We start from the raw sequence: 11887 nt of genomic DNA, 5'->3' as shown, positions 1-11887 counted from the left end.
ATTTTTTTATCCAAGGAGTTCAAAACATGACAATTAAAGTCGGCATCAACGGGTTTGGCCGCATTGGACGTATGGTGTTCCGTGCGGCAATCCAAAATTTTCCGGACATCGAAGTCGTCGCTATCAACGATCTGCTTGAGCCCGACTATCTGGCCTACATGCTGCAACATGATTCCGTGCATGGCCGCTTCAAAGGGGATGTCTCGATTGACGATGGCACCCTGGTTGTCAATGGCAAGAGGATTCGCCTGACGGCCATCAAAGATCCCGCTGAACTGAAATGGGACGAAGTTGGCGCCGACGTCGTCGTTGAGTCCACCGGTCTGTTTCTCACAAAGGAAACTTGCGAGAAACACATCGCCGCGGGTGCCAAAAAGGTCATCATGTCAGCACCGTCAAAGGATGATACGCCCATGTTTGTGTACGGCGTGAATGATAAGACATATGCCGGCCAAGCTATCATCTCCAACGCTTCGTGCACCACCAACTGTCTCGCTCCCGTCGCCAAGATATTGAACGACACCTGGGGCATCAAGCGAGGCCTGATGACCACCGTTCATGCGGCAACTGCCACCCAAAAGACCGTGGACGGCCCTTCCAACAAGGATTGGCGCGGCGGACGCGGCATTCTCGAGAATATCATTCCATCTTCGACTGGCGCAGCCAAAGCCGTTGGCATGGTTATCCCGGAACTGAACAAGAAGCTCACCGGAATGGCTTTCCGCGTACCAACTTCCGATGTTTCAGTGGTCGATCTCACTGTTGAATTGGACAAGGATGCTACCTACGAAGAAATCTGCGCTGCCATGAAGAACGCATCGGAGGGATCAATGAAGGGTGTGCTCGGTTATACCGACGAGAAAGTCGTCTCCACTGATTTTCGCGGTGAAAGTTGCACATCCATTTTTGACGCGGAAGCCGGCATGGCTCTGGATGGCAGTTTCATCAAAGTCGTTTCCTGGTATGACAACGAGTGGGGTTACTCCAGCAAGATCCTGGAGATGGTCCGCGTTGCAGCCAAATAGTTTGCGGTGTGGTGTGTGGAACTGCGGGATTAAAAGAATCTGTCGCTTCCCTTCTCATATCTCCCGCTCCTTCGATGAGGCATAAGGAACAGTCCGTGCGACATCCTTATGCCGTATAAATTTGGAGCTTTCCAGTGTCTGTCATTAAAGTCATCGATCTCGATCTTAAAGGCAAGCGCGTTTTCATTCGCGCCGATCTCAATGTTCCCGTTAAGGGCGGCAAAGTTACCTCCGATGCGCGTATTACCGCTTCCATGGCCACTATTAGCCATTGCCTGAAACAAAAAGCCAAAGTCATGGTGACCTCACATCTGGGCCGCCCTGATGAAGGTGTATGGTCGGAGGAGAATTCGCTCAAGCCGGTTGCCGATGATATCGCCGCACGTTTGGGCAAGCCCGTGCGCCTGATCAAGGATTGGGTGGAAAACGAATTCGAGATCGCCGAAGGTGAACTGGTCGTTCTGGAAAATTGCCGCATCAACAAGGGTGAAAAGAAAAATGCTGATGAGACCGCACGAAAATACGCAAGGCTGTGCGACGTATTTGTCATGGATGCATTTGGCACGGCGCACCGCGCTGAGGCCTCAACTCACGGTATTGCAAAGTACGCTCCTGTTGCTTGTGCCGGCATCTTGCTGACGGAAGAGCTGGACGCGCTGACCAAAGCCCTGCTGAATCCGGCGCGTCCCATGGTCGCCATTGTTGGAGGCTCCAAGGTTTCGACGAAACTTACCGTGCTTGAGTCTCTGTCCGAAAAAGTGGACCAGATGGTGGTTGGCGGTGGCATTGCCAACACCTTCCTCAAAGCTACGGGCAAGAATATCGGAAAATCCTTGTGCGAAAATGATCTGATTTCTACCGCAAAAATGCTGATGGACAAGATGGCGAAACGCCATGCTTCCATCCCCATCGCAGTGGATGTTGTAATCGGGAAAAAATTCGATGCGAACGAACCGGCGATATTGAAAGATGCCGATGCGGTTGCCGATGATGACATGATTTTCGACATTGGTCCGAAGAGCGCAAAAGAGTTGGCGGACATTATCATGAAAGCTGGCACCGTCGTGTGGAACGGACCCGTTGGCGTATTCGAGTTCGATCAATTCGGCGCTGGCACCAAAACAATCGCGACAGCCATTGCCGATACCAAAGCCTTCACCCTGGCGGGTGGCGGCGACACCATCGCTGCGATCCAGAAGTACGATATCTATGATAAGGTATCTTACATATCCACTGCCGGCGGCGCCTTCCTAGAGTTTCTCGAAGGCAAGAAGCTTCCCGCCGTAGAAATACTTGAACAGCGAGCGCACTGAATTTCAGCACGGTTAACGGATGCAATGCACGCCTGTCTAGAAGATCTCAAGTCCGGGATTGGCCGCTCGTTTTTTAACTTAATACCATGTTCCAACCGCCGGATTTAGGATGATTCGAAGAACAAAAATCGTCGCCACTCTCGGCCCCGCATCAAGTGATCCCAAGGTACTGGAGCGCATGATAAACGCCGGGGTGGACGTCGTCCGTATTAATTTTTCTCATGGCACCAGAGAGGAGCACATCGCAGCCGCTGATCTGACGCGTTCGCTGGCACGCGCCGCAGGTCATGCAGTGGGAGTACTGGCGGATTTACAGGGACCGAAAATCCGGATCGGCAAATTTGAAAAAGGAAAAATTGCGCTCAAAACCGGTGACAAATTTATACTTGACGCGGAATGCGCTCTCGGCAATGAGGAGCGGGTAGGACTAGATTATAAGGAACTGCCAAATGATGTCGAAACCGGCGCGACGCTGATTCTGGACGATGGCCGTATCGTGCTCGGTGTATCCGGGGTCAAGGGACGCCAAGTATATTGTGTCGTTGAGCAGGGAGGCATACTGTCCAACAACAAAGGTATCAACCGCAAGGGGGGAGGACTTAGCGCTCCTGCGTTGACCGGAAAAGACGTGGAGGATATTAGAACTGCCGCGGCGCTTAAGGCAGATTATCTTGCAGTATCTTTCCCGCGTTCCGGCGATGACATGCGTTGGGCACGTGATGTCATGCGCGAAGCCGGTGGTAAAAGTTTACTGATGGCAAAAATTGAGCGGTCGGAGGCTATCCTGGCACTGGATGATATCCTGGAAGCGTCCGACGCGATCATGGTAGCGCGGGGTGATCTTGCGGTAGAAGTAGGCGACGCGGTAGTGCCGGCCCTGCAGAAGCGCATGATACGCACAGCCCGTGCCAACAACAAGCTGGTGATAACCGCCACGCAGATGATGGAATCGATGGTCACCAGTCCGATTCCAACCCGTGCGGAAGTATCCGACGTGGCCAACGCCGTGCTCGATGGCACCGATGCTGTGATGCTGTCGGCAGAATCCGCGACAGGACAGTACCCCGTCGAAGCGGTCGCAGCCATGGCCAGGGTCTGCCTTGAGGCAGAAAAAGAATATCTCGTCAGCAACGAGCTTCGCCGGCTTCAGGGCGGCCTTCCTGACACCATTGAGGAAGCAGTTGCCCGTGCCACCATGTTTACCGCCGGGGGTCTGAAAATTCGCGCCATTGCCGCCCTCACGCAGAGTGGCCACACCGTCTTGCTGATGTCGCGCAGAAGCTCCAATGTCCCCATATTTGCTTTAAGCCCACAGGAGGATACACGCCGTAAAATGACCTTGTTTCGCGGTGTCTATCCGGTCAAATTCGGTGGTGGCCCGAATGATCCGGAGATCATCCTGAATCACGCGGAAAACGAATTGCTCAAGCGTGGCGCGGTGCGCAACGGCGACCTGATTATCATGACCATCGGGGAACCGGTGGGTAAGGCTGGCGGCACCAATACGATGAAAATTGTCAAGGTAGGGGAATACAGAAAGGATAAACCAAAGCCCGGCTCGTAAGTCATCCCGGACATCGGGTTTCCCGATATCGGTTCACCATATTCAGATTCTAACTTGGAGGAGGCTCAAAATGGCACTCGTATCATTGCGTCAACTTTTGGATCATGCGGCGGAAAACGGCTATGGACTGCCCGCTTTCAATGTCAACAATCTGGAGCAGATTCAGGCAATCATGCAGGCGGCCGATGAATGCAACAGCCCGGTTATCATGCAGGGCTCCGCCGGCGCACGCAAATATGCCGGCGAAGCTTTCTTGCGCCACCTGATTGCGGCGGCGGTAGAGTCTTACCCGCATATTCCCATCGTCATGCATCAGGACCATGGCGCCTCTCCTGCGGTATGCATCAATGCCATCCGTAGCGGTTTTTCCAGTGTCATGATGGACGGCTCGCTGGAGGCGGATGCGAAGACGCCATCGTCCTATGAATATAACGTCGAGGTCACCGCCAAGGTGGTGGAGATGGCACATGCGGTCGGTGTTTCTGTCGAGGGCGAGCTGGGCTGCCTGGGTTCACTCGAGTCCGGCATGGGTGAGGCGGAAGACGGCCATGGAGCCGAAGGCAAGCTGTCCCATGACCAATTGCTGACAGATCCAGAGCAGGCCGCCGATTTTGTCAAGCAAACGGGCGTGGATGCGCTGGCTATTGCCATCGGCACCTCCCATGGCGCATACAAATTTACGCGCAAACCCACCGGCGACATTCTCGCTATCGAACGTGTCAAGGAAATCCATCAGCGTATACCTAATACCCATCTGGTAATGCACGGCTCCAGTTCCGTACCACAGGACTGGCTTGACATCATCCGCGAGTATGGCGGAGAAATGAAAGAGACCTACGGCGTACCGGTTGAGGAAATCCAGGAGGGAATTAAGCATGGCGTGCGCAAAATCAATATCGATACCGATATTCGTCTCGCCATGACCGGCTCAATCCGCCGCCATCTTGCCAAAAACAAGAGTGAGTTCGACCCGCGTAAATTTCTCAAGGACGCAACCGCTGCGGCAAAGGATATTTGTAAAGCGCGCTTTGAAGCATTTGGCTGCGCCGGTCAAGCCGATAAAATCAAACCCATTATGCTGGAGAACATGGCAAACAAGTATGCCAAAGGCGAATTGAAAGCCATTATCAAATAAAAAGACAACAAAGCCCTAACTGGCGCAGGTTACTTTATCCCATTCCTCCGACTACGAAGGACAAGGGACTGGGGCAAGCAAAAAGGCGGCTAGTTGGCCGCCTTTTTGCTTGCCGGAATGTGGGCCGGTTGGAAGACCGGTAGAAAACTTATCTTTACCAGGGTGGGACATTTTCATCGGCACGCGTCCAGAACCCTATCCAGCTCCAGCTTTTTCATCAGTCCATCACACCAGGAATATCGTGAAGCAAAGGACTAGAGTTAACGCTTACTTGTCCTATACGGCTGGAGTTCCGTAAAAGAATTGCGGTTGGAAAGCGTTGCTTTTTTAGCGAGGATACGTAGAGGCATTACTCGGAACCGATTCGGGCTTAATCTTCTTGCTTGCCGCACCCCTACGTCTCAGTCTGTTTCGCCGCTGCCAATTCCGTAAGCAGCGCCTCCTGGGCGCGGAATTTTTTGCCTCCGCGGGCAGATCTGAGACGATAATTGCCGTCGCCGTCCATTTCCCATGCCTGCATGTTGTCTTTGAGGTAAACGTTTAGCCCTTCGGTGAGCACCCGCTTTTTCAATCTCGCCTCCAGAACGGGAAAGCATATTTCAATACGGCGAAAGAAATTGCGGTCCATCCAGTCAGCACTGGAAAGATATATGACATGGCTACCGCCGCCACGAAAATAGAAAATCCGGCTATGTTCCAGGAAACGTCCAATTATCGAACGTACCCGGATGTTTTCCGATAATCCGGGAATGCCGGGACGCAAGGCGCATACGCCGCGAACGATAAGATCAATTTTAACCCCGGCCCCCGAAGCCGCATAAAGCGCCTTAATGATTTCCGGCTCAAGCAACGCATTCATTTTGGCGATAATGCGGGTAGACTTCCCCGCTTTGGCGTTCTGTATCTCGTTATCGATAGCTAGCAGCATCTGACTATGGAAACTGAACGGGGATTGCCAAAGATGTTTTAATTTTCCGGCCTTGCCCAAACCGGTCAGCTGCATGAATACTTCGTTCACATCTGCGCAGAACTCGGCATTGCAGGTAAATAAACCGAAATCGGTATAGAGCCTTGCAGTACTGGCGTGATAATTGCCGGTCCCCACATGCACATAACGCCGCAATTTGCCTTCCTCTCGCCGTATCACCATCGCCATCTTCGCATGCGTTTTGTGGCCCACCACCCCATATACGACATGTGCGCCGACTTCCTCCAAACGACTGGCCCAGCTGATATTGGCTTCCTCATCAAAACGCGCCAGCAATTCCACCACTACCGTAACTTCCTTGCCACTGCCCGCCGCGGCGATAAGTGCCGCCATGACTAATGAATCTGTTCCGGTGCGGTATACAGTCTGTTTAATCGCCACGACGTCGGGATCAGCCGCTGCCTGTTGAATAAACTGAATCACCGGCTGGAAAGATTGATAAGGATGATGCAAAAGGATATCGTTCTTGCGGATCATCTGAAAAATATCGACCGCTTTCTTCTTTTGCAACGTTAGCGGCAGGCCGGGGATAAATGGCGGATATTTCAGATTGGGACGTTCGATACGATCCGGTACCCGCATCAGCCGCACCAGATTAACCGGTCCTTCCACTTGATAAAAATCATCACGGGAAAGGCCGAGTTGCTCCAGCAAAAAACCCGACATATGTTGTGGACAATTATCCGCCACCTCCAACCGTACCGCGTTGCCAAAATGCCGCTGCGGCAGTTCACCTTGCAGTGCAATGCGCAGGTTTTTGACTTCTTCCTCGTCCACGAACAAGTCGCTGTTGCGGGTGGCGCGGAATTGGTAGCATCCCCGCACATTCATCCCGGAGAACAATTCGGCCACATGGGCGTGCAGAATGGATGACAAAAACACAAAGCTATACCCGCCGTTGCTGACTTCACTTGGCAGCAGAATCACGCGCGGCAGCACACGCGGCGCCTGCACGATAGCCGTTCCGGAGCTGCGCCCAAAAGCATCCTTGCCTTCCAGTTCAACCGCAAAATTCAAGCTTTTATTAAGCACGCGTGGAAAAGGGTGTGAGATATCGAGACCTATCGGGGTCAGTACCGGCATCAATTCTCGGAAAAAAAAAGCTTTGATCCACTCGCGCTGAATATCGCTCCAGGCGTTACGGCGCAGAAAGCGGATACCCTCGTTTGCAAGTCCGGGCAGGACATCCTGATTCAATAGCTGATACTGGCGCGCTACCAGCTTATGAACCTGATCGGAGACTAGCCTGAATACCTGATGCGGCATCATGCCGTCCGGACCAAAACCAGGCGTATCCAGTTTGATTTGTTCCTTCAGCCCGGCAACACGAACCTCGAAAAACTCGTCGAGATTACTACTGACGATACAAAGAAATTTCAGTCGCTCCAGAAGGGGATTGTCTTTATTTTCAGCCTGCGCAAGGACTCGTCGATTGAACTCGATCTGGCCAAGTTCACGGTTGAGGAACTGACTGCCGGTTGAGAGATTTGTCATGGAAAAGCAGGTTTATGCTCTATCTGTCTGGTTACTACAATTGTGTTTTTTGTGGATCACGTGAAAGACGCTCCCATTTTTCGTACCATTTATTTCGCCGGCGGCACGTAACCGACAGGCTGCTCCGCTCCTGCTCCAAAAAAATACGCTTCAAGTTGTTCGGCCAGATACTTGCGTGCCTTGATATCCGCCAGATTAAGACGATACTCATTGACCAGCATGGTCTGGTGTCTTATCCACCCGGCCCACGCCTCTTTCGACACATTATCAAAGATCCGCTTCCCTAACTCCCCTGGATAAGGCTGAAAATCCAACCCTTCCATCTCACGCCCGAGTTTGATACATTTAACGAGTCTTGCCATTTAATCGGCTCCAATACGAAATTGTGACCTCATTATCCTAAATCCGCGGTTGGACGAGGGGGCAACCACGTTATATTTTTTTTACGAATACCTTGGAGCGGCGCCGATAATTGTATAGTCCCTGCTTGGCTTTTGGTAATTCCTCCACATCGGCTTGGAGAAAACCACGTTCGACAAACCAATGGGCAGTTCGAGTGGTAAGCACAAATAATTTTTTGCTTCCTTGAGATCTGGCCTTGGCTTCAACGTTCTTGAGCAATGTATCACCACATCCCGTACCACGATAATCCGAGTGCACGGTGAGACAAGCGAGTTCGCCTGCCTTATCATGGGGGAAAGGATAGAGTGCGGCACAACCAATTATCATGCCGTCATGCTCGACCACGACGAAACGGTTGATCTCCATCTCCAGCAATTCGCGATTACGACGCACTAACGTCCCATCGATTTCTAGCGGCTCAATCAACTGCAGGATAGCGCCGACATCTTCTATCCTCGCATCCCGCAAGTTTTGCAATGGTCCTTCCGATATCATGGTTCCAATACCACTGTGCGTGAACAATTCCTGCAACACCGCGCCATTTGCATGGCGGTTGATGAGGTGAACGCGTGACACTCCCCCTTCGCAGGCCTTTACAGCAAAGGGCAAATATAATTGGGCGTCGTCGGAGAGCCGGGCAGCCTTATTTGCAAGTTTCGTAAGCAGTACCTTGCCTTCGGCCACCGTCAGTTCGCGCAATAGCAATGCCCCGGAACTACCACCGCACTCTTCCTCTATGCCGTCAGTATCCATCAAAAAAATAAGTTTCTCCGCTTTGAGCGCAATTGCAGCTTCAGCCGCAACGTTTTCCAGGGTCAGATTAAAGATCTCGCCGGTGGGTGAATAGCCTAGCGGTGAGAGTAGCGCGACCTCGCCTTGTTCCAGGCGGAAGCGGACAGCTGCTGTATCCACTTTGCGCACTTCACCGGTGTGCATCAGATCGATACCTTCTATCACGCCCACTGGACGAGCGGTGACGAAGTTTCCACTGGCAACGCGAATGGCGGCATTGGCCATGGGTGAATTTGGCAGTCCCATCGACAGCAATGCCTCGATTTCAACACGCACCCGCCCTATCGATTCCTTCACGCATTGCAGGGTAGCGGCATCGGTAACACGCATTCCTCTCACGTACGTGGTTTGCAGCTGGGACTCTTTCAGTCGGGCTTCAATCTGCGGACGTGCACCGTGCACCAAGACCAGCCGGACACCCAGGCTTGCCAGCAAGTTGAGGTCATGAACAAGCTCGACAAACTTTCCGTCAGCCACCACCTCGCCACCGAAAGCGACGACAAAGACTTTGCTGCGGAAGGCATTGATATAAGGCGCCACTGAACGGAACCAAGCCACGAAGTCCGTGTTGAGCCTCATGCTTTCGGTTGACACATTGAAGATCGCATCGTTCATCGATTTATGCCCGGACTATGCGAAGTGGAAAAAACACGCAAACAGAATTCGTAAGTTTACAGCCCAAAATCCAAATCGCAAAACCAGCGGCGTGCCGGACTTTAAGATTGCCGCGAAAAAGACTGTTGAGCCGGGATTGCGACGCAATCCTCACTGAATCAATAATCTCCCCATAGCGCCTGCATCGCCGAAGCCGCCGCCAACGCCGCACTTTCCGTGCGGAGGATGCGTTTTCCCAGGCACAGCGGAATAAATCCAGCCACTGCGGCGGCGGCCTCTTCCTCCGGCGTAAAGCCGCCTTCCGGCCCAACCAGCAAAGTCAGGGCAGTAACAGGGGGGGATCCGGGAAAATCGCGCAAGCCCTTCTTTGCGGTAGGCGACAGTATAAAACACGGATTACGTGGAATACTATTATTCAGATCCTGACACGTGCCAATTTGCGGGCCGAGCCACCCGGGCAATGAAATCAATGGCAGTATTCGGGGAATGCGATTTCTTCCGCACTGCTCGCAGGCAGAAATCACAATTTGCTGCCAGTGTTTCATGCGTCTTTCCGCTCGCTCGGCCGAGAGTCTCACCATGCTGAGTTTTGTGACAAGGGGCTGGATTCGGCTAATCCCCATTTCCACCCCCTTTTGTACAATCCAGTCCATTTTCTCGTTGGTGCATATTGCCTGGGCCAGTGTAATGACCAGTGGAGACTCGCGTTCGATGTCCAGGTACCTTTCAATCATTACCGCTGCACCGTGCTTGCCAATACGTACAATAGCCGCCCGAAACTCGCCCCCATCACCATTGAACAAAATCAGCTCGTCGTCTTGTTCAAGCCTCAACGCGCGAAGAGCGTGGTGTGCGACGTTGGCGGGTAATTCGATAACCTGGCCAACGGTCATTTTTTCGGGACAGTAAAAGCGGGGAAGCGCCATTGTTTCCAGTGAGCGGAATTAATTATTGGCTCCATGATAATATAATGGCGATTGCGGTGACGCCCAAAAAGTACTTTGTCATTCATTCAGGAGGGAAAGCATGGCAAGCCTGGAAACACCTGTTTGTGATTTCGGCTGGAAGGGGGTGGATTTCGATCTGCCGGGAGTGGACGGAAAGCGTTACAGCCTTGCATCAGTAAGGGGCAAAAACGGGCTACTCGTGATGTTCATCTGCAATCACTGTCCTTATGTAAAAGCGATACGGGATCGTATCGTCCGCGATGTGACGGAGTTGCGTCAGCACGGTATCGGCGCCATTGCCATCATGTCAAATGATCCAGCCGATTATCCCGAAGATTCGTTCGCCAACATGGAACAAGTAGCAAAGGAATACGATTTTTCCTTCCCCTATGTATGGGACGAAACCCAGGAAGTCGCGAAGGCATATGGTGCGGTATGCACGCCGGATTTCTTCGGCTTTAATGACAAGCTCGAGTTGCAGTACCGTGGCCGGCTGGATGCTTCACGCAAGGACGCTGCGCCTCCTGGCGCGTACCGCGACCTATTCGAAGGTATGCTTCAGGTAGCAGAAACCGGTCGTGGCCCTGATAAGCAAATTCCCAGCATTGGCTGTTCGATCAAATGGCGGACGGAATAATACGTGCTTAATGCAGTCATTGCTGCGGTCAAGGCAGTTGCGCAACAGGAGGTCATGCCCCGCTATCTGCGAGTAGCACGGCAGCGCAAGGTTGATGGCAGCGTGATTACCGAAGCCGATCTCGTCACGCAGGAAGCACTGTCGCGGGAATTACGCAAAATCTATCCCGGCGCGGTAGTAGGAGAGGAAATGCCGGAACAGGAGCAGATCGATCAATGGCGCGCTGGCGACGCCGGATTGTGGTGCATGGACCCAATCGATGGCACCTCCAATTTCGTCAACGGCTTGCCGTATTTTGCGGTTTCGGTGGCACTGATGCGCCAGGGCAGAAGTGTGCTTGGTGTAGTTTATAATCCAGTGGCGGATGAAATGTTCTATGCCGAACAGGGTAAAGGTGCATACCTTAATGGCGAAAAGTTGCCGATCAAGGAGCATGTGCCCACGTTGCGCAGCGCGATGGCTAACGTTGATTTGAAGCGTCTTACCCCCAGGCTCGCGGAGGGAATCTGCTCCGCGCGACCCTTCTCCTACCAGCGCAATTACGGTGCCTGTTCGCTGGAGTGGTGCTATACGGCCGCCGGCCGGTTTGATCTCTATCTGCACGGCGGGCAGAAACTATGGGATTATGCTGCCGGCTGTCTCGTTCTGGAAGAGGCGGGGGGAAAGATGTGCGGTTTCGAGCAGGATGATTTCTGGGCCCAACCGCTCTGGCAACGCCCAGCCATTGCCGCGCTTGATCCGGACCTGTTTATACAATGGCGGGATTGGGTACGTGCGCATCGCTAAAACCCTCATCCTTTCACCGCTACCACCTCGGCAGTCATGCTGATCAATCCGGTTTGAAAATACACTGTGCATTTTGCTCACGGGAAATAACGCCCCGAGAAGCCTCGTGGTTGAGCGGCCACGATGGGAGCCGCTACTGGAGAGGAAGGAACAGATGTGTAATTTAAGGCATGGCGGAGCAAACGAGAC

The 11887-nt window shown here is 52.8% G+C and carries 10 protein-coding genes; 6 read left to right on the top strand and 4 right to left on the bottom strand.

Going from position 1 to position 11887, the window contains the following annotated elements; genetic code table 11:
* Positions 1-26 precede the first annotated feature (26 nt).
* The 4 genes from gap to fba all read left to right on the top strand — a co-directional run bounded on the left by gap (position 27) and on the right by fba (position 5037).
* Positions 27-1025, top strand: coding sequence for a type I glyceraldehyde-3-phosphate dehydrogenase (gene gap, locus BLP45_RS13345; protein ID WP_090372986.1), 999 nt, complete (start codon positions 27-29; stop codon positions 1023-1025).
* Positions 1026-1159: 134 nt separating this feature from the next.
* Positions 1160-2338, top strand: coding sequence for a phosphoglycerate kinase (locus tag BLP45_RS13340; RefSeq protein ID WP_090372985.1), 1179 nt, complete (start codon positions 1160-1162; stop codon positions 2336-2338).
* A 109-nt stretch (positions 2339-2447) separates the two neighbouring features.
* The gene (pyk, locus tag BLP45_RS13335; protein WP_090372984.1) at positions 2448-3902 is read left to right on the top strand and encodes a pyruvate kinase; all 1455 of its coding nucleotides are present in this window, start codon (positions 2448-2450) and stop codon (positions 3900-3902) included.
* A gap of 70 nt (positions 3903-3972) precedes the next feature.
* Entirely contained in the window at positions 3973-5037 is a 1065-nt protein-coding gene (gene fba, locus BLP45_RS13330) for a class II fructose-bisphosphate aldolase (RefSeq protein WP_090372983.1), read from the top strand.
* 394 nt (positions 5038-5431) lie between these two features.
* Here fba and ppk1 read toward each other — a convergent pair whose 3' ends face one another.
* The 4 genes from ppk1 to BLP45_RS13305 all read right to left on the bottom strand — a co-directional run bounded on the left by ppk1 (position 5432) and on the right by BLP45_RS13305 (position 10254).
* Entirely contained in the window at positions 5432-7519 is a 2088-nt protein-coding gene (ppk1, locus tag BLP45_RS13325) for a polyphosphate kinase 1 (protein ID WP_090372982.1), read from the bottom strand.
* Positions 7520-7608: 89 nt separating this feature from the next.
* Entirely contained in the window at positions 7609-7881 is a 273-nt protein-coding gene (locus BLP45_RS13320; protein ID WP_090372981.1) for an oxidative damage protection protein, read from the bottom strand.
* Between the two features lie 70 nt (positions 7882-7951).
* Positions 7952-9292 carry an amino-acid N-acetyltransferase gene (gene argA / locus BLP45_RS13315; RefSeq protein ID WP_090372980.1) on the bottom strand — a complete coding sequence of 447 codons (1341 nt, stop codon included), beginning with the start codon at positions 9290-9292 and terminating at the stop codon, positions 7952-7954.
* 194 nt (positions 9293-9486) lie between these two features.
* Positions 9487-10254: a 16S rRNA (uracil(1498)-N(3))-methyltransferase gene (locus BLP45_RS13305; RefSeq protein WP_090372978.1), complete on the bottom strand. Its 768-nt coding sequence runs from the start codon at positions 10252-10254 to the stop codon at positions 9487-9489.
* A 100-nt stretch (positions 10255-10354) separates the two neighbouring features.
* Here BLP45_RS13305 and BLP45_RS13300 point away from each other — a divergent pair, with 100 nt between their 5' ends.
* Both BLP45_RS13300 and BLP45_RS13295 read left to right on the top strand, forming a co-directional pair.
* On the top strand, positions 10355-10912 hold the full coding sequence (locus tag BLP45_RS13300) for a thioredoxin family protein (protein ID WP_090372977.1): 558 nt from the start codon (positions 10355-10357) through the stop codon (positions 10910-10912).
* Positions 10913-10915: 3 nt separating this feature from the next.
* A complete protein-coding gene (locus BLP45_RS13295) occupies positions 10916-11698 on the top strand; it encodes an inositol monophosphatase family protein (RefSeq protein WP_090372976.1) in 783 nt (260 codons plus the stop codon).
* Positions 11699-11887: the final 189 nt, after the last annotated feature.

Source organism: Nitrosospira sp. Nl5 (genome assembly GCF_900102495.1).
Classification (GTDB): Bacteria; Pseudomonadota; Gammaproteobacteria; order Burkholderiales; family Nitrosomonadaceae; genus Nitrosospira.
This window is presented reverse-complemented; position numbering and strand designations above follow the sequence as displayed.